The 22,874-nt window shown below is 64.9% G+C and carries 25 protein-coding genes; 14 read left to right on the top strand and 11 right to left on the bottom strand.

Translation table 11 applies throughout. The features are described from left to right. Window positions 1-98: 98 nt before the first annotated feature. The 3 genes from RHPLAN_RS24195 to RHPLAN_RS24185 all read left to right on the top strand — a co-directional run bounded on the left by RHPLAN_RS24195 (window position 99) and on the right by RHPLAN_RS24185 (window position 2,773). Entirely contained in the window at window positions 99-1,598 is a 1,500-nt protein-coding gene (locus RHPLAN_RS24195; RefSeq protein WP_068023142.1) for a leucyl aminopeptidase, read from the top strand. Between the two features lie 19 nt (window positions 1,599-1,617). Beyond that, window positions 1,618-2,070 (top strand): DNA polymerase III subunit chi, encoded by a 453-nt coding sequence (locus RHPLAN_RS24190; RefSeq protein WP_068023139.1) that lies wholly within the window; start codon window positions 1,618-1,620, stop codon window positions 2,068-2,070. A gap of 136 nt (window positions 2,071-2,206) precedes the next feature. After that, complete coding sequence (locus RHPLAN_RS24185) at window positions 2,207-2,773, top strand: hypothetical protein (RefSeq protein ID WP_157100446.1); 567 nt, start codon at window positions 2,207-2,209, stop codon at window positions 2,771-2,773. A gap of 3 nt (window positions 2,774-2,776) precedes the next feature. On the opposite strand, the gene RHPLAN_RS24180 is transcribed toward RHPLAN_RS24185, so the two are convergent. Together RHPLAN_RS24180 and RHPLAN_RS24175 are read right to left on the bottom strand one after the other, a co-directional pair. Further along, window positions 2,777-4,642, bottom strand: a complete 1,866-nt coding sequence (locus RHPLAN_RS24180) for an ABC-F family ATP-binding cassette domain-containing protein (RefSeq protein WP_068023133.1) — start codon at window positions 4,640-4,642, stop codon at window positions 2,777-2,779. 154 nt (window positions 4,643-4,796) lie between these two features. Continuing rightward, window positions 4,797-5,030 (bottom strand): hypothetical protein, encoded by a 234-nt coding sequence (locus tag RHPLAN_RS24175; RefSeq protein ID WP_068023131.1) that lies wholly within the window; start codon window positions 5,028-5,030, stop codon window positions 4,797-4,799. Between the two features lie 291 nt (window positions 5,031-5,321). Between RHPLAN_RS24175 and ndk the strand changes: the two genes are divergently transcribed. Together ndk and RHPLAN_RS24165 are read left to right on the top strand one after the other, a co-directional pair. Further along, window positions 5,322-5,744: a nucleoside-diphosphate kinase gene (gene ndk / locus RHPLAN_RS24170; RefSeq protein WP_068023128.1), complete on the top strand. Its 423-nt coding sequence runs from the start codon at window positions 5,322-5,324 to the stop codon at window positions 5,742-5,744. A 152-nt stretch (window positions 5,745-5,896) separates the two neighbouring features. Then, entirely contained in the window at window positions 5,897-6,826 is a 930-nt protein-coding gene (locus tag RHPLAN_RS24165) for a YjbE family putative metal transport protein (protein WP_068023123.1), read from the top strand. Window positions 6,827-6,905: 79 nt separating this feature from the next. On the opposite strand, the gene RHPLAN_RS24160 is transcribed toward RHPLAN_RS24165, so the two are convergent. Both RHPLAN_RS24160 and soxC read right to left on the bottom strand, forming a co-directional pair. Beyond that, the gene (locus RHPLAN_RS24160; protein ID WP_198164469.1) at window positions 6,906-7,445 is read right to left on the bottom strand and encodes a c-type cytochrome; all 540 of its coding nucleotides are present in this window, start codon (window positions 7,443-7,445) and stop codon (window positions 6,906-6,908) included. Further along, on the bottom strand, window positions 7,432-8,748 hold the full coding sequence (gene soxC, locus RHPLAN_RS24155) for a sulfite dehydrogenase (RefSeq protein WP_084245457.1): 1,317 nt from the start codon (window positions 8,746-8,748) through the stop codon (window positions 7,432-7,434). The genes RHPLAN_RS24160 and soxC overlap by 14 nt, the downstream gene beginning before the upstream one ends. Window positions 8,749-8,932: 184 nt before the next feature. On the opposite strand from soxC, the gene RHPLAN_RS24150 reads away from it, so the two are divergent. After that, window positions 8,933-9,874: a c-type cytochrome gene (locus RHPLAN_RS24150; protein ID WP_157100445.1), complete on the top strand. Its 942-nt coding sequence runs from the start codon at window positions 8,933-8,935 to the stop codon at window positions 9,872-9,874. A gap of 92 nt (window positions 9,875-9,966) precedes the next feature. Continuing rightward, a complete protein-coding gene (locus RHPLAN_RS24145) occupies window positions 9,967-12,075 on the top strand; it encodes a molybdopterin oxidoreductase family protein (RefSeq protein ID WP_068023113.1) in 2,109 nt (702 codons plus the stop codon). Between the two features lie 177 nt (window positions 12,076-12,252). Here the strand turns inward: RHPLAN_RS24145 and RHPLAN_RS24140 are convergent, their stop codons facing one another. Continuing rightward, a complete protein-coding gene (locus RHPLAN_RS24140; protein WP_068023105.1) occupies window positions 12,253-13,170 on the bottom strand; it encodes a hypothetical protein in 918 nt (305 codons plus the stop codon). Window positions 13,171-13,354: 184 nt separating this feature from the next. Here RHPLAN_RS24140 and RHPLAN_RS24135 point away from each other — a divergent pair, with 184 nt between their 5' ends. The 4 genes from RHPLAN_RS24135 to RHPLAN_RS24120 are packed head-to-tail and all read left to right on the top strand — an operon-like array spanning window position 13,355 to window position 14,923. Further along, window positions 13,355-13,792 carry a helix-turn-helix transcriptional regulator gene (locus RHPLAN_RS24135; protein WP_084246613.1) on the top strand — a complete coding sequence of 146 codons (438 nt, stop codon included), beginning with the start codon at window positions 13,355-13,357 and terminating at the stop codon, window positions 13,790-13,792. Next, window positions 13,789-14,202, top strand: a complete 414-nt coding sequence (locus tag RHPLAN_RS24130) for a VOC family protein (RefSeq protein ID WP_068023089.1) — start codon at window positions 13,789-13,791, stop codon at window positions 14,200-14,202. The genes RHPLAN_RS24135 and RHPLAN_RS24130 overlap by 4 nt, the downstream gene beginning before the upstream one ends. Further along, window positions 14,199-14,435, top strand: coding sequence for a hypothetical protein (locus RHPLAN_RS24125; RefSeq protein ID WP_068023087.1), 237 nt, complete (start codon window positions 14,199-14,201; stop codon window positions 14,433-14,435). The genes RHPLAN_RS24130 and RHPLAN_RS24125 overlap by 4 nt, the downstream gene beginning before the upstream one ends. 5 nt (window positions 14,436-14,440) lie before the next feature. After that, window positions 14,441-14,923, top strand: coding sequence for a DUF1801 domain-containing protein (locus RHPLAN_RS24120; protein WP_068023084.1), 483 nt, complete (start codon window positions 14,441-14,443; stop codon window positions 14,921-14,923). Between the two features lie 2 nt (window positions 14,924-14,925). Here the strand turns inward: RHPLAN_RS24120 and RHPLAN_RS24115 are convergent, their stop codons facing one another. From RHPLAN_RS24115 to RHPLAN_RS24105, 3 genes are read right to left on the bottom strand one after another with little or no spacing between them, the layout of a single operon-like run. Further along, entirely contained in the window at window positions 14,926-15,336 is a 411-nt protein-coding gene (locus RHPLAN_RS24115; RefSeq protein ID WP_068023080.1) for a tautomerase family protein, read from the bottom strand. A gap of 25 nt (window positions 15,337-15,361) precedes the next feature. Next, window positions 15,362-16,669, bottom strand: coding sequence for an MFS transporter (locus RHPLAN_RS24110; protein WP_068023078.1), 1,308 nt, complete (start codon window positions 16,667-16,669; stop codon window positions 15,362-15,364). 25 nt (window positions 16,670-16,694) lie between these two features. After that, window positions 16,695-17,894, bottom strand: coding sequence for a thiolase family protein (locus tag RHPLAN_RS24105; protein ID WP_068023076.1), 1,200 nt, complete (start codon window positions 17,892-17,894; stop codon window positions 16,695-16,697). Window positions 17,895-17,970: 76 nt separating this feature from the next. Between RHPLAN_RS24105 and RHPLAN_RS24100 the strand changes: the two genes are divergently transcribed. Continuing rightward, the gene (locus RHPLAN_RS24100) at window positions 17,971-18,489 is read left to right on the top strand and encodes a winged helix-turn-helix transcriptional regulator (protein WP_068023074.1); all 519 of its coding nucleotides are present in this window, start codon (window positions 17,971-17,973) and stop codon (window positions 18,487-18,489) included. A gap of 23 nt (window positions 18,490-18,512) precedes the next feature. Then, on the top strand, window positions 18,513-19,253 hold the full coding sequence (locus RHPLAN_RS24095; RefSeq protein WP_068023071.1) for an SDR family NAD(P)-dependent oxidoreductase: 741 nt from the start codon (window positions 18,513-18,515) through the stop codon (window positions 19,251-19,253). Here the strand turns inward: RHPLAN_RS24095 and RHPLAN_RS24090 are convergent, their stop codons facing one another. Beyond that, window positions 19,254-20,330, bottom strand: coding sequence for an autotransporter outer membrane beta-barrel domain-containing protein (locus tag RHPLAN_RS24090; RefSeq protein WP_068023069.1), 1,077 nt, complete (start codon window positions 20,328-20,330; stop codon window positions 19,254-19,256). A 457-nt stretch (window positions 20,331-20,787) separates the two neighbouring features. On the opposite strand from RHPLAN_RS24090, the gene RHPLAN_RS24085 reads away from it, so the two are divergent. Then, a complete protein-coding gene (locus RHPLAN_RS24085; protein WP_068023066.1) occupies window positions 20,788-20,994 on the top strand; it encodes a cold-shock protein in 207 nt (68 codons plus the stop codon). A gap of 92 nt (window positions 20,995-21,086) precedes the next feature. Here RHPLAN_RS24085 and purN read toward each other — a convergent pair whose 3' ends face one another. Together purN and purM are read right to left on the bottom strand one after the other, a co-directional pair. After that, a complete protein-coding gene (purN, locus tag RHPLAN_RS24080; protein WP_068023063.1) occupies window positions 21,087-21,722 on the bottom strand; it encodes a phosphoribosylglycinamide formyltransferase in 636 nt (211 codons plus the stop codon). A 2-nt stretch (window positions 21,723-21,724) separates the two neighbouring features. Continuing rightward, window positions 21,725-22,789 (bottom strand): phosphoribosylformylglycinamidine cyclo-ligase, encoded by a 1,065-nt coding sequence (purM, locus tag RHPLAN_RS24075; RefSeq protein ID WP_068023061.1) that lies wholly within the window; start codon window positions 22,787-22,789, stop codon window positions 21,725-21,727. Between the last annotated feature and the right edge of the window lie 85 nt (window positions 22,790-22,874).

Below are 22,874 nucleotides of genomic sequence, written 5' to 3'. Positions count from 1 at the left end.
AGGGCGCTTTTGACAGAAGGCTGGGAACCGTGGCTTTGCAGTTGGCTCAAGCCGGGCCATAACGTCCAGCCTGCGATTTGAGCCGGAAAGGACCCCCGATGGCCGATGACCGTAAGCTTGCCTTCGCCCCGTTCGCGACGCCGGACGCTGGTGTTCTCATTGTGTTCTGCGAAGAAGGGCTGAAATTCGGTTCCGCCACCCGCAAGGCGCTGGCGCCGGCCGACGCCCAGATCAAGCGGGCAGCCGAGGGCGAGAAGTTCACGGGCAAGAGCGGCAGCATCCTGGACATTGCGGCGCCGACGGGCCTGAAGGTCGCCCGTCTCGTCGTGATCGGCGCCGGCAAGGGCGGCAAGCTCAAGTCCCAGGACTACGTCAAGCTTGGCGGTATCGCGATGGGCAAGGTCCCATCGCGCGCCGCGGCCGCCACAATCTTTGCCGAGTTTGCCGGGGGCTCGCTCAAGCCCGACCAGGCCGCCGAGCTCGCGCTTGGCACCCAGCTCCGCGCCTACGTGTTCGACCGCTACAAGACCAAGCGCAAGGAGGGCGAGGAGGCCCCGGAGAAGCCCGCGATCACCATCGCGGTGGCCAATGCGTCGCAGGCCAAAAAGGCATGGGAGCAGTCGCGCGAGCCGGTCGCCGACGGCGTCATCATGGCGCGCGACCTGATCAACGAGCCGGCCAACGTGCTTTACCCCGACGAGTTCGCCAAGCGCTGCGGCGCTCTGAGAAAGCTCGGCGTCACCGTCGAGGTGCTGGACGTGCCGGCGATGAAGAAGCTCGGCATGAACGCGTTGCTGGGCGTGGGACAGGGCTCGCGCAAGGACAGCCGTGTCGTGATCATGCGTTGGAACGGCGGCAAGAAGAAAGATGCGCCGGTGGCCTTCATCGGCAAGGGCGTGTGCTTCGACACCGGCGGCATTTCGATCAAGCCCGCGTCGGGCATGGAGGACATGAAGGGTGACATGGCGGGCGCGGCCTGCGTGGTCGGCCTGATGCATGCGCTTGCGGCGAGGAAAGCCAAGGTCAACGCCGTCGGTGCCATCGGTTGCGTCGAGAACATGCCGGACGGCAACGCGCAGCGGCCGGGCGACATCGTCAAGACCATGAACGGCCAGACCATCGAGATCATCAACACCGATGCCGAAGGCCGTCTCGTGCTGGCTGACGTGCTGCATTACGTGAACACCAGGGACAAGCCGAAGTTCATGATCGATCTCGCCACGCTCACGGGTGCGATCATCGTGGCGCTCGGTCAGGAATATGCCGGCATGTTCGGCAACGACGACCGGCTCTGCGACCGGCTGACGCGGGCGGGGCAGGACACCATGGAACGGGTGTGGCGCATGCCGCTCGGGCCGGAATACGACAAGCAGATCGATTCCAAATTCGCCGATATGAAGAACACCGGCGGCCGCTGGGGCGGCTCGATCACGGCAGCGCAACTGCTCGCGCGTTTCGTCGACAAGACGCCGTGGGTGCATCTCGACATCGCGGGCACTGCGCTCGGCTCGCCGCAGACCGATATCAACAAGAGCTGGAGCTCGGGCTGGGGCGTACGGCTGCTCAATCAGCTCGTGGAAGATCACTACGAGCGGTGAGGCAACTCCGAAACGAGCAATGACCGAAGTCGTCTTCTACCATCTGATCCGCAAACCGCTTGAGAAAGCGCTTCCGGAACTTTTGGAGAAATCCTACGAGCGCGGTTGGCGCGTGGTGGTGCAGGCGGCCTCCGACGAGCGGGTCGAAGCGCTCGATACGCATCTTTGGACTTACAACGATGCGAACTTCCTGCCGCATGGCACCGCGCGCGACAATGACGCGCCGCTGCATCCGATCCTGCTCACCACCGCCGAGCACAATCCGAACGGCGCCACCGTGCGGTTCCTGATCGACAATGTGCCGATGCCGCCGGATGCTGCGGCTTACAACCGCATCGTGCTGATGTTCGACGGCGAGGACGAGGATGCGGTGGCGGCCGCCCGTTCCCATTGGACCGCAGCCAAGGCGCAGGGATTCGAGGTCGCCTATTGGCAGCCGGACGAGCAGGGGCGGTGGGTCAAGAAAGCCTGAGGGCGTTAACCGCTGTGGCGCCGGTTGAGAAAGGTTGCCGTCGCCGCGAAGGTGACGCAAAGTTGATGTTGAGGTCGTTCCGGGGGGAACGAATGCAGGGACTTCGATTTTGAAACTGGCCGCAAGACGCCTGTCTTTGGGAGTGCTGGCCCTGCCGGCGATGCTTTCACTCGGCGCCTGTGCGGCGCCAGACTGGGATTCGTTCCGCGCCCCGACGTCGGACTCGATCTTCCGGCCGCTGTCGGTGACCAACGTCAAAGAAAAAGTTCTGCCGCCGGTTCCACCCGAGGACCTGGTGGATGCGAGCGGCCGTTGCGCCAATGCGTATGCGGCGCCCGCGCCGGCTCCGGCCGCTGCCGATCAAGTTGGCGCTCCGGCGCCGGAGCCGGTGACAGACGGGGGAATAGCCCTGCTTCCTTCCGCCGTGGCTTTGGACATGAGCGAGTGCGACGTGGTGAAGCGCGCGGGCATTCCGGCGCGCGTCGACCTTGGAGCCAACGACCGCAGAGAGCGCACCGCGACGCTGACCTACAATGCTGGTCCGCGGCCGGGCATCTACAGCTTCGTCGACGGCCGCCTGAAGTCGATGGAGCGTGGGGCCGAGCTGCCGCCCGAGCCGAAGGTCGCCAAGAAATCCAAGAAGCCCGCGGCCAAGCCTAAGCCGAAGCCGAAGCCGCAACAGGCGACTGTGCAGGTTCAATAAGCGCTATTCCGCCGCGGCCTCCAGCGCCGCGCCGGCTTCGAGCCAGTCCTCTTCGGCCTTGGCGAGCGCGTCCGCGCAGGTGGCGCGCGACTTTGCGGTCGCCGCGGCCTTGACCGGATCGCGGGTGAACAGCGCGCCATCAGCGAGCGCCGAGTCGAGCTTCTCGATCTCTTTCGTCAATCGCGCGATCTCGGCCTCGGCACGCGTGACACGATCGCGCAGCGGCTTCTTGTTGATGCGCGGGACGCCGGCTTTCGGCTCCTTGGACACGGGCTTGCGCGGGCGTTCATCGCGGCTTTCGTCGCGGTCGGACAGGACCTGCCGCCGGTAGTCGTCGAGATCGCCGTCGAACGGCGTGACCTTGCCGTTGGCGATCAGCAACAGCCGGTCGGCGCAGGCATCGAGCAGATGGCGGTCGTGCGACACCAGGATGGTCGCGCCCGGAAAATCGTTGATCGCCTCGATGAGCGCGGCGCGGCTGTCGATGTCGAGATGGTTGGTCGGCTCGTCGAGGATCAGCAGGTGAGGGGCATCGAACGTCGCGAGCCCCATCGTCAGTCGCGCCTTCTCGCCGCCGGACAGCTTTTCGATCTTCTTGTCGGCGTTTTCGGCCGAAAAGCCGAACGAGCCCGCGACCGCACGCACCTTGGTCTCGGGCGCATCCGGCAGAAGCTTCCGGACGTGATCGTAGACCGTCGCGTCGGACTCCAGTTCGTCGAGCTGATGCTGCGCGAAGTAGGCGATCTTCAGCCGCGACGCGCGGGTGACGCTGCCTTCAAAGGGCTCAAGCCGTCCGGCAATCAGCTTTATCAGCGTCGACTTGCCGTTACCGTTGGAGCCCAACAGCGCGATGCGGTCGTCGTTGTCGATGCGTAGCGCAATATCGCGCAGCACCGGCTTGCCGGGCGTGTAGCCGACCTTGACGTCGTCGATTGCAATGATCGGCGGCGACAGCAATCGGTCCGGCGCTGGAATCCTGATCGGCAGCACCTCGCTGGTGACGACGGCCATGACTGGCCCCATCTTCTCCAGCATCTTGACGCGCGACTGCGCCTGGCGGGCCTTGGTCGCCTTGGCCTTGAAGCGGTCGATGAAAGCCTGGACGTGCTTTCGCTGCGCCTCCTGCTTCTTGGCCATCTTCTGATCGAGCATCAGCCGTTCGGCGCGCAGCCGCTCGAAGTCCGAATAGCCGCCGCGGTAAAGCGTGAGTTTGCGGTTCTCCAGCGAGAGAATTTGATTCACCGAAGTGTCGAGCATGTCGCGGTCATGGCTGATGACGATCATGGTGCGCGGATAGCGCGCCAGATGGTCCTGAAGCCAGAGCGTGCCTTCGAGGTCGAGATAATTGGTCGGCTCGTCGAGCAGGAGCAGATCTGGCTCGGTGAACAGCGTCGCCGCGAGCGCGACCCGCATGCGCCAGCCGCCGGAGAATTCCGAGCAGGGACGCTGCTGGTCAGCCGCGGAGAAACCGAGGCCCGACAGGATCGCGGCGGCGCGCGCCGGCGCCGCATAAGCGTTCATGTCGGCGAGCCGCGTGTGGATATCGGCCAGCTCGTGCGGATCCTGCTCGGTCTCGGCGCGTTGCATCAGCGCGCTGCGCTCGGTGTCGGCTGCAAGCACCACGTCGATCAGGCTTTCCGGGCCGTTCGGCGCTTCCTGCGCGAGGCGGCCGAGCCGCCAGCGAGGTGGGATTTCGATCTCGCCATGCTCGGCCGCAACATCGTGGGTGATGACGTTGAAGAGCGTGCTCTTGCCGCTGCCGTTCCTGCCGACGAAGCCGATGCGGGCGCCTTCCGGAATCCTGACCGCTGCCTCCTCGATGAGCAGACGTCCGGCAACCCGCACCGAAAGGTCGTTGATGATCAGCATGGCGCGCTCTATGGCCGAGCGGGCCGCGCTGCGCAAGGTGAAGGACGCGACCGGCGCGCTACTACGGCTGATCGCGTTGATCTGACTGCAGCGACAAGCCCCGGCCTCGCATGCGAGACCGGGGCCGTCGCCGGTTTCAACCGGTCTTCTGCTGTTAGTAGCAGACGTAGACGCGGCGCAGCACGGTCTCGCCGAAGCGATTGACGCGCCACACGTTGCGCCAGCAGGAGTCGTAGCCGGCGCGATAGAAGCCGTAGCCGCCACCCCAGTAGCCGTGATGGTGATGATGGTAACCCCAGCCCCAGGCCGCGGCCGGCGTGGAAGCGCTGAGCGAGGCGACGCCGAGAGCCGCAACCGCGGCGGTGGCCAGAACGAACTTACGGATCATGGTGGTCTCTCCTTGTTTGGTTGCGTGATGCTTGGTCACATCCCGTGGCTATCGGTCGTGGCGGGACGGCGAGAGGTTCACGGCAGCCAGACGATTGTTCGCGTCTGAACCGGCGTTCAGGCTTGGTATCGTTGACGAATTCGGTGCGATTGCGAACGGGACCGCACCATGATGCCGCCGTGTTCCAGTACCGCGAACCTTGCTGCCTCGCCGCGCGGCGGCTATAAGCCGCCGACCCCGCGCACCGGTTCCGCGTGCGCTTTTGCATTGACCTGAAGGGACCTGAAAACGATGGCGATCGAGCGTACCTTTTCGATCATCAAGCCGGATGCAACCGCCCGCAATCTCACGGGCGCCGTCAACGCCATGATCGAGCAGGCTGGCCTGCGGATCGTGGCCCAGAAGCGCGTTCGCATCACACGCGAGCAGGCCGAGACGTTCTATGCCGTGCACAAGGCGCGGCCGTTCTTCGGCGAACTCGTCGATTTCATGATCTCCGGTCCGGTGGTCGTGCAGGTGCTCGAAGGCGAGGGCGCCATCGCCAAGTACCGCGACGTCATGGGTGCGACCGATCCGGCCAAGGCTGCGCCGAACACCATCCGCAAGGTTCATGCCCGTTCGATCGGCGAGAACTCGGTACATGGTTCCGACGCGGCGGACACCGCCAAGCAGGAAATCGCGCAGTTCTTCGCCGGCAACGAGATCGTCGGCTGATCACGGACTGTTCGCTGCGGCCTTGAGCCGCTGGCCAACAGTCCTTTGTGGCCGATAGATTGCCTCGCGGGCAAAACCGCGGGTATCAAAGGGGAGTGGCGCCGGCTTGGCAGTCTTAAGCCGGCGCACCAAAGAGACTAAGGGGTAGGGCGGTGGACTTTCTTTGGCAGGACTTTACGCACGCGCCATTCTGGCTCGCGGCGCTCAAGATCATCTTCGTCAACGTCATTCTGTCGGGCGACAATGCGGTCGTCATCGCGATGGCGTGTCTCACGCTGCCTCCGAAGCAGCGGCTTTGGGGCATGGTGCTCGGCGCCGGCGTCGCGGTGCTGCTGCGTGTTATCTTCACGCTGGTCATTGCGCAGGCGATGGCCTACCCGTTCCTCAAGCTGGTGGGCGGCGCGCTGCTGTTCTACGTGGCGACCAAGCTCGTCACTGAGGACGCCGACGGCGACGACGACGGCGTGGAAGGCGCACAAACGCTATGGCGCGCGGTGCGCATCGTCGCCATCGCCGACATCGTCATGAGCCTCGACAACGTGATCGCCATCGCGGCCACGGCCGAGATCGCCGCGGCACAAGTCGATGCGATCCATGCGGGCAGCATCAAGACAACGCTGATCATCTTCGGCCTCGCCACCTCGGTGCCGCTGATCGTCGCCGGCAGCGCTATCCTGATGGCGCTGCTCGAGCGCTTCCGCGTGCTGGTGTGGGGCGGCGGCGCGCTGCTCGGCTGGGTCGCGGGTGACGTCATGGTGTCCGATCCGGCGCTGGTGGGGTGGTTCAGCGAGTCGGTGCTGCACCAGCTTCACGTCTGGGGCGGCCCGGTCGGCGGACTGATCGTGATGGCGCTCGGCTATCTGATCGTCAGCCGGCACCGGAAGCTGAAGCTCGACGAGATCCTGGCCGGCGTTGCGCTGGTGATCTGGATCATCGTTGATCGGATCAGCGAGAGGCTGATCGGCAGCGCCGATGCCGAAGCCTTGAAGATTTGGGGCGTTCGCGGTGCTCTGGTCGTGGTGCTGATCATCGTCTATGCCATCTGCCGGAATGTCTGGCACATCGAGGAGCAAGAAGCGTAACGCTTCACCTCAGGGCAAAAAGAGAAGGCCGGGCTTGGCGGCAAGCCCGGCCTTCATGCTTTCTGCGTGGTCGAAACCGCTAGATGCGATCCGGATAGGGCATGATGAAGTTGTCCCGGTTCGGCATCTTCACCTGCGGCAGCGTCTTGGCGTCCATCGCATCGTTCTCGCCGATCAGCTTGTTGAGCGAGAGGATGTAGGCGGTGAGCGCATAGACCTCGTCGTCCTTCAACGACCGCGGCATCGTGTACGGCATGCCACGGCGGATGTAGTCGAAGATCGTCGTCGCATAGGCGTAGTAGTTGGCGATGGTCTTCTGCGTCTCGATGCCGTTGGTCAGCGGCGCGCCGCCGACCAATGGGCCTGCGCCCGGAGCGCCGCCGCCTTTGCCTCCCTCGGCGTGGCAGGCCACGCATTTCTGCGCATAGATCTGCGCGCCCTGCGCGGGCGTGCCGCTGCCGGGCGGCAGGCCCGTGCCGTCCGGCAAGATGGCGATATCCCATTGCTTGATGTCGGCCTCGGAGATCGGCTTGCCGAGGCCTGCGTTCTGCGCAAACGCGGGGGCCGCACCGAAGGCGAGCACAAGCGCAAGAGCAGCGAACGGCTTACGCATAGACATGCTTGATCTCCCCTTTGTTGTCGACGCCCCAGCTTGTGATGCTGTTGTAGTGCTGGTTCGGGAAGATCAGCGGGTTGGTGACCGGCTGCTTGGTCTGGCCGCGTGCCGCGACGAAGTCGGCGCGGAGCGGCTGTGCGTTGCCGGACTCGTCCCAGGCGCGGCTTTGCAGAACGGCGGGCTGGCCATCCCAGCGCCACGGCATGACGAAGCGCGTGAAGGCCTGCGGATGCGTCGGGCCTTGCAGCGCGGCTTCGCCCCAACTCTTGCCGCCGTCGGCCGACACCATGACCCTTGAGATGCGGCCGGCGCCCGAATAGGCGACGCCGGAGATAGTGTACATCCCCGGCTCCTTGAGCTGATGGCTGAACGACGGGTAGGTGATGAAGCTCTTCACCTCCATCAGGAAGTGGAAGCGCCAGGTCTTTCCGCCAGGCAGGATCTGCGAATAGTTCTTGGTCTCGAAGAACGTCATCGCCGGCTGATCGACCGCCTTGATGCGGCGCAGGAACTTGACGTTCATGTTGCCCTGATAGCCAGGGACCAGGAGCCGCATCGGATAGCCGTTACCGGGCATCAGCCGCTCGCCGTTCTGGTAGATCGCGACGAGGGCGTCGTCATAGGCTTTTTTCACCGGAATGCTGCGATCGAGCATCTGCGCATCGGCGCCTTCGGCGACCAGCCACTTGGCTTTCGGGTCGATGCCCGCCTCGTCGAGCAGCGTCGAGAGCCTCACGCCGGTCCATTCCGAATTCGACACGAGGCCGTGGATCGCCTGCGCCGTGATCTGCATCGGCTCGTTGGAGAACATCGGCGCGGAGTTTCCCGCGCATTCGACGAACGCCATGCGCGTGGTGAGCGGATAGCGCGACAGCTTGTCCAGCGTGAATTCCAGCGGCTGGCGCACCATGCCGTGGATCACGAGCTTGTGCTGCTGCGGATCGATGTCGGGAATGCCGCAGTGATTGATCGAGAAGTGCATGCTGTTCGGCGTCACCGTGCCGTTGAGCAGGTGATGCGGCGTGCGGGCGTGTGAGTTGCGGAGCTCGTCCTTCGGATTGCTCAGCGTCCGCGTCACCTGCTTCTCGAACTTCGAAGGCGACTGCAAGGCAGGCGTCGACTGACCGAATTCGAGACTCCACGGATAGTCCTGGAGCGGCTCGGCGGCCGCGCCCGTTGCGCCGGCGACTGCGCCGGCTCCCGCAATTGCAAAACCTTGTCCAAGCAAAGCACGCCGGTTGATCAGACCATTGCCGGCGACAGATTCAAGAGAGGGCGCACTCCTGCGCCCCTTGAAGCGTCCCATGACTTCCTCCCTAGCGAATGAGCCTCTGTTGGGCTCTGGCGTCATGGTGCGCTTTTGTTTTGTGTGTTGTCCAGGTCGTTGGGTTGTATAGGCTCACATGACGAAGTTCGTGAGCATCGCCGTCGTATACGGCGGAGAATTTCGAACTCGAGAAAACAAAACAATGATTGCGGGGGAAGCTCTCATGAAACGTATCGGCGTCGTTATCGCTGTTGTGCTTGCGCCTGCACTTGCCGCGGCCGCGGACAAGCCGGAGTGGGCCTTCCCCACCACCGAGAAAGATCTGCCCGCGCCGCGCATCGATGGCGCGACGTTGCGGGCTGCGCCGCAAGGCAGCACGCTCTCGATCACCCGCGCCAAGGCCGATGATTTCTTCGACATCCCGAACTGGTATCCGTCGATGTATCCGGCGATGCCGAAGATCGTGCAGTACGGTAACAAGGAGACGCAGGTGCGCGCTTGCGGCGCTTGTCATCTGCCGATCGGCACGGGCCATGACGAGTCCGCTTACGTCGCCGGCCTGCCGGTGAATTATTTCACCCGCCAGATGGCCGACTGGAAGAGCGGCGACCGCAAGTTCGGCGGCACGATGGTGCAGATGGCGAAGGTCATCACGGACGCCGAGATCAAGGATGCGGCCGACTACTTCGCGTCGCTCAAGCCCCGGTCATGGATCCGCGTGGTCGAGACCGACATGGTGCCAAAGAGCTTCGTCGGACCGGGCAACAAGCGGCTCCTGCATCCGGCCGGCGGCACCGAGCCGATCGGCAACCGCATCATCGAAGTGCCGGAGAACGAAGAGGATGTGGTCTACCGCGATCCGCGCTCGGGCTTCGTCGCATACGTGCCGCAAGGCAGCATCAAGAAGGGCGAGGCGCTCGCGATCACCGGCGGCGGCAAGACGGTCCCTTGCACGATCTGCCATGGTCAGACTTTGCAGGGCCTCGGCGACGTGCCGGGCATTGCGGGCCGTCACCCGAACTACATCGTGCGCCAGATGTGGAACATGCAGAACGGCGAACGGGTCGGCACGTCAGCCGCATTGATGCGGCAGGTGGTCGAGAAGCTCAGCAACGACGACATGCTGGCGATCGCGGCATATGTGGCGTCGCGCCCGCCGGAGTGATCCCGCTATCGCCTGGTCGGTGTCAGGCAAAAGGAAGGGTGTTCGAGGATGCGGGACAACGGTCCATAGTTGGGCTATCTTGGGTCCGCACCATGAATCAGACCGTTCGCCCGCTGCCGCAGCCCATCCGGATCGGCCATTCGGCTTGCCCGCATGATTGCCCGTCGACTTGCGCGCTCGAGGTCGAGGTGCTCGACGAGCGCACCATCGGCCGGGTCCGCGGCGCCCCCGACAACAGCTACACCGCTGGGGTGATCTGCGCGAAGGTCGCGCGCTACGCCGAGCGTATTCATCATCCCGACCGGCTCCTGCAGCCGATGCGCCGCACCGGACCGAAGGGCTCGGGCTCTTACGCGCCGATTGCCTGGGACGACGCGCTCGATCTGGTCGCCGAGAAGTTCCTCGAAGCCGAGCGGCGGTTCGGCGCGCAATCGGTCTGGCCATATTACTACGCCGGGACGATGGGCCTCGTGCAGCGCGACGGCATCCATCGCCTGCGCCATGCCAAAAAATACTCCGGCTTCCATTCGACGATCTGCGTCAACGCCGCCTACACCGGCTTTGCCGCCGGCACCGGCCGCATTGCTGGTGTGGACCCACGTGAAATGTCGAAGTCCGACGTCATCGTGATCTGGGGCACCAATCCGGTCTCGACCCAGGTCAACGTGATGACGCACGCGGCGCGCGCCCGGAAGGAGCGCGGCACCAAGATCGTCGCCGTCGACGTCTACATGAACGGCACCATGGAGCAGGCCGATCTCGCCGTGATGGTGAAGCCCGGCACCGACGGCGCTCTCGCCTGCGCGGTGATGCATTGCCTGTTCCGCGACGGCAAGGCGGACTGGGACTACCTCGACCGCTACACCGACGCGCCGCGCGAACTCGAGGCGCATCTGAAGACGCGCGATCCGCAATGGGCGTCGGCGATCACCGGTTGTCCGGTGGAGACCATCGAGGCATTTGCCAAGCTCGTCGGCGAAAACAAGCGCAGCTATTTTCGCTTGGGTTACGGCTTTTCGCGCTCGCGCAACGGCCCGGTCAACATGCACGCGGCGGCATGCATTCCGGCCGTGACCGGCGCGTGGCTGCACGAGGGCGGCGGCGCGTTCCACAACAACGCCGACATCTACCATTGGAACAAATCGCTCATTGAAGGGCAGGACGTGCGCGATCCGTCGGTGCGCATGATCGACCAGTCTCGGATCGGCGCGGCGCTGACCGGCGACCGCGAGGCGCTGAAAGACGGACCGCCGGTTGCGGCGATGCTCATCCAGAACACCAATCCGGTGTCGGTGTGTCCCGACCAGGAGGTGGTGAAGCGCGGCTTCGCCCGCGAGGACCTGTTCGTCTGCGTCCACGAGCAGTTCATGACCGAGACCGCACGCATGGCCGACGTCGTGCTGCCTGCGACCATGTTCATGGAGCACGACGACGTCTATCAGAGCGGCGGCCACCAGCACATCATCCTCGGCCCCAAGCTGATCGAGCCGCCGGGCGAGTGCCGGCCCAATCACGCCGTGATATGCGGGCTCGCCAAGCGGCTCGGTGCCGAGCACCCGGGCTTCAACATGACGGCGCGCGAGATCATCGACGCGACCTTGCAGAAGTCGGGGTGGGGGACGCTGGAGCGGCTTGAGCGCGACAAGTGGATCGACTGCCAGCCGGACTTCGAGACGGCGCACTACCTCAAGGGCTTCGCATATCCCGACGGCAAGTTCCGCTTCAAGCCGGACTGGCCGAGAGTGCCGTTCCGCAGCGCCTATCCGGCGGGGCCGGCCGAGAAGATGCCGAAGCTGCCGGATCACTGGACCATCATCGAGGAGGCCGACGCCGAGCATCCGTTCCGCCTGGCCACGTCTCCGTCGCGCGGCTTCCTCAACTCGACCTTCAACGAGACCAAGTCGTCACAGGCGCAGAACCGCGGCCGGCCCGACGTGATGATTCATCCCGACGACGCGCGCGCGGCTGGCATCGCCGACGGTGCCGAGGTGGTGATCGGCAACAAGCGCGGCCAGGTGCGGCTGCATGCCAAGGTGTACGAGGGCGTGCGGCGCGGGGTGCTGATCGCGGAGTCGATCTGGCCGAACGATGCCTATCCGGACGGCCGCGGCATCAACACCGTGACCGGCGCGGACGCGATCGCGCCCTACGGCGGCGCCGCGTTCCACGACAATCGGGTTTGGATCAAGCCGTTCGGCTGATCGCGCGACGCGCTGTCAGCAGGCACACTCTATCTCCGTCACCCTGAGGCGCTCGGCCAAGGGCCGAGCGCCTCAGGGTGACGGCCCGGCTGGCGCACCATTGGGACCGTATCCTTCGAAGCTCGCTGCGCTCGCACCTCAAGATGACGGGGAGAGAGCGAGGCAACCCAATCAGCTTTAACGCAGCAGATGATCGGCAAACGCGTAGAACACGCAGAGCGCCAGGCTCGACCACACGGCTGCGCTGAAATAGAGCGACATCCAGGGGATCTCGTCCTTCCACTCGGCGATGTCGTGGGTCACGACCCAGCGCGTGCTCACATCGCGCAGTCCTTCGAGCGGTCCGAGAAGCCGGCTGCCGTTTGCCAGATGGGCGCGCCAGCGATTGAGATACATCGGCACGTCGACCGTCATCAGAAACGCCAGGTAGCCGACGATGCCGACGATCGTGACGGCGAAGATCGCGCGGGCGAGCCCGTCGAACTCGGGTAGCAGCCGGCACAGGCCGATCCCGATGATGAAGAAGGCGACGGCCCAGAGCGAGTTCTCGATGGCGTTGCCGAGGAAGTTTTTGGTCAGCACCGCGTACCATGACAGGCATTCCGCGACGACGATCAGCGGCACGATCACCCAGGCGGCGGTCAGGACGGTTTCCGCACCGGTCATTGCGCCGAGCTGATGCAGGACGATCGCCCACTGCGCGACGAAGCAGACCTCGGCCACGGTCGCGACCGAACGTCCGATCACGACGCTCGACAGCCAGGTGTCGAACAGACAGATGCGCTGCACGTCGGCGCGCGGCAGCAGCGATCGGAAGGCGCAGCCGAACACATAGGCTGCGCAGAGCATCAGCATGAGCTGGTTAAGGGGCGGGCTGCCGGGGCTGTCGGGCTGCTGTGCCACGAGCGCGTTGGTCACGAGCGACCAGATCGCACCGCCGGTCCGATGATCGTGGAGCTCGCTGTACAGCACGAACCAGACCGCAATGTTGATGGCGCTGACGGAGGTCAGCAGTCCCCACCATTTGACGACGGGGTTCGACCAAGCCAAGGAACGTGACCGGGAACCTGACCGCGCTGGCCATTGCAAACTCATGGACCGCTCCAAAAATTGGGCGTAACCGAGCTGACATTTATTAGTAATATTGCTGTCACAAACTACTGCTTTTCGAAAAATTCTTTGCGGCGGCTCGCAGGAAAAAGGCGGAAACGTGGAAGGGCGAGCCCCGAAAAATCAGGACCCGGCGCTGTTGCGCCGCCTCTTGCGTGCCAAGGATCGGATGGACGCCGCCTCGCACGAGGAGTGGCCGGTCCGGCGGCTTGCTAACGTGAGCGGCGTGTCCGAGGCGCACTTCGCGCGGTCGTTCAAGGAGGCGTTCGGCGTTCCGCCGCACCGGTATCTGCTGACCCGCCGGCTCGAGCGCGCCACGGCGCTGCTCCGCGACACTGACTTGGCCGTCATCGAGATCGCGTTCGAGACCGGCTGGAAGAGCCTGGGCACGTTCGGCCGCGTGTTCCGCGACGTCACCGGCGAGAACCCGAGCGAGCTCCGCGCCCGCGAGAAGGCGGCCGCGCACGCGCTCGATCGTGTGCCGGGCTGCTTCGTCAGCGCCGCCCATCGGCCCGACCTCACAATCGCAGTTTCGGAGAAGCGGCGGCAGGAGGCCGCCGATACAAGCGAGGCCGAAGAAACCGAGGTTCCAACGGAGGTGTCATGAGCCAGGGTATCGGTGTGGTCGGTCTTTATGTGCGCGATCAGGACGAGGCGGTGGATTTCTATGTCGGCAAGCTCGGCTTCAAGGTCCACACCGATGTGAAGAACGGCAATTACCGCTGGCTCACGGTGCAGCACCCGGAGCAGCCGTCGTTCCAGCTCGGCCTGTTCGCACCGGCGCCGCCCACGCTCGATTCCGCGACCGCGCAGACCATGCGTGAGGTGGTGGCGAAGGGCGCGATGCCGCCGCTCGTGCTCCACGTCGATGACTGCCGCGGAGCCTATGATCGGATGCGCGCCCGCGGCGTGGAGTTCACCCAGGAGCCCATGGAGCGCTACGGCTCGGTGGACGCAAGCTTCCGCGATCCGTCGGGCAACGGCTGGAAAATGATCCAGGCGCGGAGGCCGGCGTGAATTGGGACAACGGAATTCGGCAAATCCACCGCTGGTTTTCGATGGCCTTTACGGTTGCCGCCATCGCCAACATCGTCGTCAACATTGCTGGCGTGCAGGGGGCGCCCGCCATCTGGGTCGGTATCTCCGCACTGCTCCCGCTCGTCGTGCTTCTGCTGACGGGGCTGTACTTGTTCGTGTTGCCGTATACCGCTCATTGGCGCGGCGGGCGGCGCGCTGTTGGACAGGAGTAAGCACAATGGCCGGCAAGAGGTCCAAGAAGCCGGTGAAGGTCGCAAAAAAGAAGGTTGCCAAGAAAATGGCTAAACGGGTCGTTGCGAAGCCGGTCCTTCTCGCAGGCGGCAATCCTCAGATCGCCAAAGGGGACGGCGACGCCCCGGTGCAGGCCTACATTGCCGCGATGCCGGGCTGGAAACGCGACGTCGGGCGCCGCCTCGATGCGCTCATCGTGCGCACGGTTCCCGGCGTGCGGAAGGCCGTCAAATGGAATTCACCGCTCTACGGAGTCGAGGACCAGGGCTGGTTTCTCGGCATCCATGTCTTCACGAAGTACGTCAAAGTGGCTTTCTTCCGCGGCGCTGCGCTGCGCCCTGTTCCTCCCGGTTCGTCCAAGAGCAAAGACACGCGCTACCTCGACATCCATGAGGGCGACCAACTCAACGAAGCTCAGCTCGCCGGTTGGGTGAAGCAAGCGAGCCTTTTGCCCGGCCAGCGGATGTAACGTCACCGCTGGGCTGCTTCGGCCGAGATATGCGCTCGCTGTGCGAGGCCTTGGCCGAATGAAATATTCTCGCCCGGCACCTCGTAGAACGTGATCATCAGATCGTCCGGAGAGATTCCTGCGGCCTTGACGACGTTCTCGTTGAACGCCTTCAGCAAAGCCGCCCGTTTTTCCTTGGGCCGGCCGGAGATGAAACTGACCTCCAGCAGGATCAGGTCGTCGGAATATTTCAGGCCGAGAAACGACGGCGTGTGGCGGTACTGATTTCGCGGCAGGATGTGGATGATCTGGAAGAAATCATCGGGCGGCACGCCGAGCGCGCTCATCAGTGAATCCTGCACGGCCTTCGACACCTTGTTGAGGCGGTCGTCACTGTAGCGTCCTTCGAGGACGTGAATTTTGGCGACGGGCATTTGATGTCTCCTTCGTGTTGATCGATCAGGCTCGGGCAGGGGCCGGTGTGGGCCTCACGGCTTCGCCGCCGCGATCGCGTTGGCCGATGGTGATGATCAGTGCCGCGGCGACCAGACAGAGTGCGCCCGAGATGAAAAACGCCGGCAGATAGCTCGACAGCACGGTGCGCGAGAGGCCCGCGCCGAACGCCGCGAAGGCTGCGCCCATCTGGTGGCCAGCGAAGATCCAGCCGAACACCAGGTTGGCGCGCTCACGGCCGAAGCGGGCGACGGTGAGCTTCACGGTCGGCGGCACGGTCGCGATCCAGTCGAGGCCGTAGAACATCGCAAACAGCGACAGGCCGTAGAACGTGAAGCCGGTGAACGGCAGGTAGAGCAGCGAGAGCCCGCGCAAGCCGTAGTACCAGAACAGCAGCCAGCGATTGTCGTAGCGGTCCGACAGCCAGCCCGACGCGATGGTGCCGGCGATGTCGAACATGCCCATCGCGGCGAGCACGCCGGCAGCACCGACGGCCGGGAGGCCGAAGTCGGCGCAGAGCGGCACGAAGTGCGTCTGGATCAGGCCATTGGTGCTGGCGCCGCAGATGAAGAAGGTCGCGAACAGCACCCAGAACACGCCGGTTCGGCTTGCGTCGCGGAGCGCATACCACGCCGTGATCAGGCCAATGCCGGGCGAGGGCGCCGCGGGCGCCGGAGCTTCCTCCTGGCCGAACGGCGCGAGGCCCACGTCGGAAGGCCGGTCGCGCATCAGGGCGAGCATCGCGACCGTGGCAACGCCAAGCGCGGAGCAGACCATCACGATCGCGCTGCGCCAGCCGAACTGTTCGGACACATGGGCGAGGAGCGGCAGGAACACGAGCTGGCCGGTGGCGGAGCTCGCAGTGAGAAGACCCGTGACGAGGCCACGCCGCGTCGCAAACCAGCGCGTCGCGACCGTGACGCCGAGCACCAGCGCGGTCATGCCGGTGCCGAGCCCGATCACCACGCCCCACAGCAGGACGAGCTGCCAGACTTGCGTCATGGCGAGCGACAGCAACAGGCCGGATACGATCAGCGCGAGAGCAGAGAGCACAACCCGCCGCATGCCGTAGCGGTTGATCAGCACGGCCGCGAACGGCGCCATCAGCCCGAACAGCATGAAGCGGACGCCGAGCGCGGAAGAGATTTCAGCGGTCTGCCAGCCGAACTCCTTTTGCAGCGGCAACATCAGCACGCCAGGCGCGCCGACCGCACCCGCCGTCACCAGCATGGTCAGGAACGTGGTGCCGACGACAACCCAGCCGTAGTGCACGTTGCGGCGCGCAAGCCACGCCGCGAGCGAAGACGAATTCACTGAGCTCTCCCCTTGAATGCTCAAACTACTGAATGGTCTCGAGCGCCAGCGCGATGCCCTGGCCGCCGCCGATGCAGAGCGTGACGACGCCGCGCTTCAGCCCATCGCGCTGCATCGAGTGGATGAGCCGCGTGGTCAGCACCGCGCCGGTGGCGCCGATCGGGTGGCCGTGGGCGACGGCGCCGCCTTCGACATTGATGATGTCCTCGGGCAGGCCGAGCTCTTTCGCGACGGCAAGCGGCACGGCCGCGAAGGCCTCGTTGATCTCGATCCGCTCGATGTCGGAAAGCTTCCAGCCGGCGCGCTCCAGCGCCTTGCGCACCGCGGGCACCGGACCCAAGCCGAACAGGCCGGGCTCGACGGCGGCGATCCCATAGGCGACCAGCCGCGCCGCCGGCTTGATCGAGTGCGCGTCGGCGAAAGCGCGGCTCGCGACGATCATCGCGGCGGCGCCGCTGTTGAGGCCCGGTGCATTGCCGGCGGTGATCGTGCCGGTGTCGCGGAATGCCGGGCGGAGCTTGGCCAGCACTTCGAAAGTGGTGTCGGGGCGCGGTGCTTCGTCAACGGCAAAGGCCTCGACGCCCTTCTTGCCTTTGATGTCGACCTTGACGATCTCGTCGGCGAATTTTCCGGCCTTCTGCGCCGCGACGAAACGCTGTTGCGAGCGCGCCGCAAAGCGGTCCTGCGCCTCGCGGGTCAGCTGCGCCTTCATCACGAGGTCTTCGGTGTGCCAGCCGGAGTGCTTGCCCGAGAACGCGTCGTCGAGACCGTCGCGCAGCATGCTGTCGTGGATTTCGGCGGGGCCCATGCGGTAGCCCCAGCGGCCGCCGTCCATCAGATACGGCGCGCGGTCCATGTTCTCCATGCCGCCGGCGACCGCCGCGTCGATCTCGCCGGCCGTGATCTGCTGGGCCGCAGTCACCACAGCCTGGGCGCCCGAGCCGCAGACGCGGTTCACGGTGAGGGCAGGGACCGACACCGGCACGCCACCGCCGATCGCGGCCTGACGCGCGGGATTCATCTTGTTGCCCGCCTGGATGACGTTGCCCAGCACCACGCTGCCGACCGCGGCGGCATCGAGCCCCGCGCGCCTCAGCGTTTCGCGGACCACCACAGCGCCAAGGTCGGGCGCGGGCGTTCCCTTGAGGGAGCCGTTGTAGGCGCCGATCGCGGTGCGGACCGGGCTTGCGAGCACGATGTCATGCGTAATGCCTTGAGCGCTCATGGACAATTTCCTTTGCCAGCTTGGGAGCGGCTGTAAGTAACTTGCATGATGATAGTAACTAGATTATCTCTCCGCAATGCGCCGCAAGAGCTTTCACAAGATGTTGTGCCCGATCGCCCGCAGCCTTGAGCGCGTGGGGGAGTGGTGGAGCATGCTGATCATGCGAGACGCGCTGCACGGCATGACGCGTTTCGATGAGTTTCAGACGAGCCTCGGCATCGCGCCCAACATGCTGACGCGAAGGCTGAATGCTTTGGTGGAGGCTGAGTTGCTCGAGCGCCGCCGTTACAGCGAGCGTCCGCCGCGATACGAATATCTGCCGACCGCGCGCGGCCGCGATTTCTTTCCGGTGCTCGTCGCGCTCTTGAACTTCGGCAACAAGCACTTCGCGACCGACGGCAAGCGTGTCGTCATCGCAGAACGCAAAACCGGCGCGGCCGCCGATCCGGTCATGGTGGACGCTAGGACCGGCCGGCCGATCGTCGATCCGGACTACGCACTCGCTGCAGGCCCTGCCGCGAACCAGCGCCTCAAGCAGAAATATGCCGCGATTGCTGAAGCGCGTGGCGAAGCGCGACGCTCGACCAAACACTAACGAGGATCACATGGACAAGTCACATGGGTAAGCCTGTCGCGGTCGTTATTGGCGTCGGAGCCGAACGCGGGCTTGGCGCGGCGTTATGCCGGCGCTTCTCGGTTGGCGGCTATCACGTGCTGATCGCTGGCCGCACCGCGGCCAAGATCGATCAGGTCGCGGCGACGATCGTGTCGTCGGGCGGCAGCGCCACGCCGATCGTGATGGATGCGACCAAGGAGGAAGACATTGTCGCCTTGTTCGATCGCGCGATGGCGCCGGGCGCGGGCTTCGAGCCGGCCGATCTCGTCGCCTCCAACACGGGCAACAATCAGCGGCTCGATTTCCGTGAGGTGACGGCCAAGCAGTTCGAGGACTTCTGGCGGGTCGGCTGCTTCTCAGGTTTCCTGGTCGGCCGCGAGGCGGCGCGACGCTTCGTGCCGCTCGGCCGCGGCACCATCATCTTCACCGGCGCCTCCGCCAGCATCCGCGGCAAGCCGGGCTTTGCGCATTTCTCCGCCGCCAAGGCCGGCCTCCGCATGATCTCGCAGAGCATGGCGCGCGAATACGGACCTGCCGGCGTTCACGTGGCGCATGTCGTGGTGGACGGCGGCATCGACGGCGAGAAGCTGCGCAGCCGCGGCGCGGCAGGACTTCGTGGTCGCGAGGACGACGGTCTGCTCGATATCGACGCCATCGCCGAGAACCACTGGCACATCCACCGCCAGCCACGCTCGGCCTGGACCCAGGAGCTCGACCTGCGGCCGTTCAAAGAGACGTTTTGACTAAAACCGGAATTCGGCGCCGATGGTGCCGGAGTGTGACGTGAGGTTGCCGCGGAAGCGGCCGTCATAGGCGGCGTAGAGCCGCGCGAGCTGCGACAGCTTGACCGAGAAGGAGGCGCCCGCGTCGGCGCCCATCGAGCTTTCCCGGACGCCCGTGACGAACTGCACGCCGTTCACGTTCGGATCGCTGATCGCAAGGTCGCCGATGTTCTGCGACAGATTCTCGACGAGCCGCGCGTAGACCGAGACGTCGAAGATCGTCCGGTCGACCAGCCAGCTGTGTCCGATCTCGCCGCCGACCATCATCCGGATGCGGCTTGCGCTGACGCTCGATCCGGAAATCGGATTGGCGCCGCCGGTCTCGGTGAAGCTGTCGGTGCGGGTGTGAAGCCAGTCGGCGGTGAGCTTGGGGACGAAGCGCGAGTTGTTGGGCAGCGCGACGTAGTAGCTGAGCTCGGCCATGGTGCCCCAAAGCCGCGCCTGATAGGCCGCCGATGAGATGCCGCCGGTGTCGAAGCGGCTGGAATGCACATTGCCGAAGCCGTAGATGCCGGTGACGCCGAGATTCCACGGCCCGTGCTCGAAATTTCCGATCAGGCCAAGCTGTGTGAGATCGATGCGCCCGGTGGCGCCCGGCACGTCGATGTTGGTCCGGCTGCCATCGACCGAAGCGCCGAAGGTCACGCCGGGCGTGACCGTGACGCCTGCGCCGGCAATGCCGCCGTAGGTCTTCCGGCGGTCGCCGAGGAATTGTCCCTGAGCGTCGGTGGTGGTCGATGAGCCGTAGCCCTCGAACCAGGTGCGGTAACGGTCGAAGGCCGATTCCGCGCCGCCGCCTTGTGGATTGTTGCCGGCGCTCGTGCCGTCCCGGTACGACGTGTGCGCGCCGAGGCGGGTCTGAAATTGAGTGCCGATGTCGAACAGGCCGCCTTGAGCGGATGCGAAGCCGCTGCCGTTCACGGATGCGGATGGCTGCGGGCAGGGTAACGGCGGGCCGGCGATGGGCGGCCCGCCGCATTGCGCCGCGGCGTGATCGCTGTTCGCGAGGATGAGAATCAACGCAGCGAAGATGAGCAACGCGCGCGATGCTGCGACACGAAAGGCCGCGTGGCGATCGCACGCCAAAGCGGGTCGCAGTCTCAAGCGCACCGTTTGCCCCCGCCTCACAGCCCCGCCACGCTGCCGATGTTTGCGCGGCATCTCATTGGTTCGAAAGGGATTGTTGCGAACGGCGCCATCCGGTCAATCACCGTCGCAAGTTGCTCACCACGTTGTTGCTGCGCTGTGCCTCTGCGGCCACATGTGCTCGCATGTTGTCAGGCATTATCGGGCATAAGCAGCCTTGGTTAGGCCGTATTTTTGCTGTCATGTCGGCTTTGCAACAGGATTTTGGCCCGTTTTCCGGCCGCTGCGTCTCCGACGCGACTATCGGATCATCAAAACCAAAACCCGGGTTGTGGCGCGGTTTGCAGCGATGCGACAGCTCAATGCAAGGCGCGTCGAATTTCAATACGACGAGACCAGGAGACCGACGATGCAAAAGGGCACCGTCAAATGGTTCAATCCGACGAAGGGTTACGGGTTCATCAAGCCGGCGGGCAGCGACAAGGATGTGTTCGTTCACATCTCGGCCGTTGAGCGTGCGGGTTTGTCCACCCTCAACGAAGGCCAAACCGTCGAATACGAACTTGTGACCGGCCGCAATGGCAAAGCGTCCGCCGAAAATCTGAAGGTGGGCTGACGGTTCACGCCTAACGGGGTATTTGCTTCCCGTAACCCCCGGCTTCGGCCGGGGGTTTTGTATTTTTCACAGTCGGTCGCAGAAGAACAAACTTACGAGAACGTCTCGACCGGCTTGCCGTCAACGAGGCAGGCGCCGCCCACGACCTGCACGCGGCCTTCCGATACGAGCCGCAGCGCCTCCGGATAGATTCGATGCTCGACCTCGAGGACTCGTGCAGCGAGTTTCTCTTCGGTGTCGTCCGCCAGCACTGGCACGCGCGCCTGGCGGATGATCGGTCCAGCATCCATCTCCGGCACCACGAAATGCACGGTCGCGCCGTGCCATTTCCGCCCCTCGGTCAGCGCGCGGGCGTGGGTGTGCAGGCCTTTGAGATCGGGCAGCAGGGCCGGATGGATGTTGATCAGACGCTCGGTCCAGCGTGTGACGAACCAGGGCGTCAACAGACGCATGAAGCCCGCAAGGCAGATCAGCTCGGTCCCGTTCGCTTCGAGTTCGCCCTGCAGCGCGCGCTCGAACGCCTCGCGGTCCTTGCCGAAGGTCCTGTGATCGACCACCGCGGTGCGGATGCCCGAGGCTTCGGCGCGTTGCAGGCCTTGCGCCGACGGATCGTTCGAAACCACGCGCACGATCTCGGCCGGGAAGGAAGGCTCCTTTGCGGCCTCGATCAGCGCCACCATGTTGGAGCCGCGGCCGGAGATCAGGACGGCAACGCGTTTGCGAGCCATGGTCAGAGGCGAAGCGCGCCGGTGTAGGCGACGCGCGGCTTGCCCGCCGTGGCGCGCGTCACTTCGCCAATCGGCGTGACCTTCTCACCTTCGCGCCGGAGCACCTTCATCACCGCGTCGGCCTTGCGCGGCTCGACCACCGCGATCATGCCGATGCCGCAGTTGAAGGTGCGCAGCATCTCGTTCTCGGCGATGCCGCCCGCCTCGGCGAGCCAGCTGAACACCGGCAGCACCTTGATGTTGTCGAGATCGATGCGAGCGCCGGTGCCCTTCGGCAGCACGCGAGGGATGTTGTCCGGAAAGCCGCCGCCGGTGATGTGCGCGAGCGCCTTGACGGCCTTGGTCTCGCGGATCGCCGCGAGCAGGGGCTTCACATAGATGCGCGTCGGCGTCAGCACCGCAGCGCCAAGTTTTTTCTTCTTGTCGAACGGCGCTTTCGCGCTCCACCTCAGCTTCGACTTTGCCACCACCCTGCGCACCAGCGAAAAGCCGTTGGAGTGCACGCCGGACGACGCGATGCCGAGGATCACATCGCCGGCGCGGATGTCGTTGCGCGGCATGATGCCTTTGCGCTCCACGGCGCCGACCGCAAAGCCCGCGAGATCATAGTCGTTGCCGTGATAGACGCCGGGCATCTCGGCGGTTTCGCCGCCGATCAGAGCGCAGCCGGCCTGCTTGCAGCCGTACGCAATGCCCGCGACAATCGCGGCGCCCACCTTGGGCTCGAGCTTGCCGGTCGCGAAGTAGTCGAGAAAGAACAGCGGCTCGGCGCCTTGCACCACGAGGTCGTTCACCGACATCGCCACGAGGTCGATACCGACCGTGCCATGGATGCCGGTCTCGATCGCGATCTTAACCTTGGTGCCGACGCCGTCATTGGCCGCCACCAGCACCGGATCCTTGAACCCGGCGCGCTTGAGATCGAACAGGCCGCCAAAGCCGCCGATTTCGGCGTCGGCACCGGGCCGGGCCGTGGCCTTCACCAGCGGTTTGATGAGGTCCACCATGCGGTTGCCGGCGTCGATATCGACGCCAGATTGCGCATAGGTCAGGCCTTTTTTCTTCATGGCCCCTGCCTATTTCGGAATGAAGCCCTGCGCAATGGCCGTATGGCCGATATACTCAGATGGAATCGCCGTTTGCGCCGGGTGG

It is taken from the genome of Rhodoplanes sp. Z2-YC6860, assembly GCF_001579845.1.
Classification (GTDB): Bacteria; Pseudomonadota; Alphaproteobacteria; order Rhizobiales; family Xanthobacteraceae; genus Z2-YC6860.
The sequence above is the reverse complement of the archived record's forward strand: the minus strand, read 5'-3'. Positions and strand labels throughout refer to the sequence as shown.

What these genes read in the sequence shown, in the direction of transcription:
- RHPLAN_RS24180 (WP_068023133.1), bottom strand. Translation starts at nt 4,642, where the DNA reads ATGCTGATCATCAACGACCTTTCGGTGCGGGTTGCCGGACGTCTGCTC.
- RHPLAN_RS24105 (WP_068023076.1), bottom strand. Translation starts at nt 17,894, where the DNA reads ATGAGCGCTCAAGGCATTACGCATGACATCGTGCTCGCAAGCCCGGTC.
- ndk (WP_068023128.1), top strand. Translation starts at nt 5,322, where the DNA reads ATGGCGATCGAGCGTACCTTTTCGATCATCAAGCCGGATGCAACCGCC.
- RHPLAN_RS24135 (WP_084246613.1), top strand. Translation starts at nt 13,355, where the DNA reads ATGGACGCCGCCTCGCACGAGGAGTGGCCGGTCCGGCGGCTTGCTAAC.
- RHPLAN_RS24190 (WP_068023139.1), top strand. Translation starts at nt 1,618, where the DNA reads ATGACCGAAGTCGTCTTCTACCATCTGATCCGCAAACCGCTTGAGAAA.
- purM (WP_068023061.1), bottom strand. Translation starts at nt 22,789, where the DNA reads ATGAAGAAAAAAGGCCTGACCTATGCGCAATCTGGCGTCGATATCGAC.
- RHPLAN_RS24115 (WP_068023080.1), bottom strand. Translation starts at nt 15,336, where the DNA reads ATGCCCGTCGCCAAAATTCACGTCCTCGAAGGACGCTACAGTGACGAC.
- RHPLAN_RS24145 (WP_068023113.1), top strand. Translation starts at nt 9,967, where the DNA reads ATGAATCAGACCGTTCGCCCGCTGCCGCAGCCCATCCGGATCGGCCAT.
- purN (WP_068023063.1), bottom strand. Translation starts at nt 21,722, where the DNA reads ATGGCTCGCAAACGCGTTGCCGTCCTGATCTCCGGCCGCGGCTCCAAC.
- RHPLAN_RS24130 (WP_068023089.1), top strand. Translation starts at nt 13,789, where the DNA reads ATGAGCCAGGGTATCGGTGTGGTCGGTCTTTATGTGCGCGATCAGGAC.
- RHPLAN_RS24175 (WP_068023131.1), bottom strand. Translation starts at nt 5,030, where the DNA reads ATGATCCGTAAGTTCGTTCTGGCCACCGCCGCGGTTGCGGCTCTCGGC.
- RHPLAN_RS24095 (WP_068023071.1), top strand. Translation starts at nt 18,513, where the DNA reads ATGGGTAAGCCTGTCGCGGTCGTTATTGGCGTCGGAGCCGAACGCGGG.
- RHPLAN_RS24140 (WP_068023105.1), bottom strand. Translation starts at nt 13,170, where the DNA reads ATGAGTTTGCAATGGCCAGCGCGGTCAGGTTCCCGGTCACGTTCCTTG.
- RHPLAN_RS24120 (WP_068023084.1), top strand. Translation starts at nt 14,441, where the DNA reads ATGGCCGGCAAGAGGTCCAAGAAGCCGGTGAAGGTCGCAAAAAAGAAG.
- RHPLAN_RS24085 (WP_068023066.1), top strand. Translation starts at nt 20,788, where the DNA reads ATGCAAAAGGGCACCGTCAAATGGTTCAATCCGACGAAGGGTTACGGG.
- soxC (WP_084245457.1), bottom strand. Translation starts at nt 8,748, where the DNA reads ATGGGACGCTTCAAGGGGCGCAGGAGTGCGCCCTCTCTTGAATCTGTC.
- RHPLAN_RS24160 (WP_198164469.1), bottom strand. Translation starts at nt 7,445, where the DNA reads ATGTCTATGCGTAAGCCGTTCGCTGCTCTTGCGCTTGTGCTCGCCTTC.
- RHPLAN_RS24150 (WP_157100445.1), top strand. Translation starts at nt 8,933, where the DNA reads ATGAAACGTATCGGCGTCGTTATCGCTGTTGTGCTTGCGCCTGCACTT.
- RHPLAN_RS24195 (WP_068023142.1), top strand. Translation starts at nt 99, where the DNA reads ATGGCCGATGACCGTAAGCTTGCCTTCGCCCCGTTCGCGACGCCGGAC.
- RHPLAN_RS24100 (WP_068023074.1), top strand. Translation starts at nt 17,971, where the DNA reads ATGCGCCGCAAGAGCTTTCACAAGATGTTGTGCCCGATCGCCCGCAGC.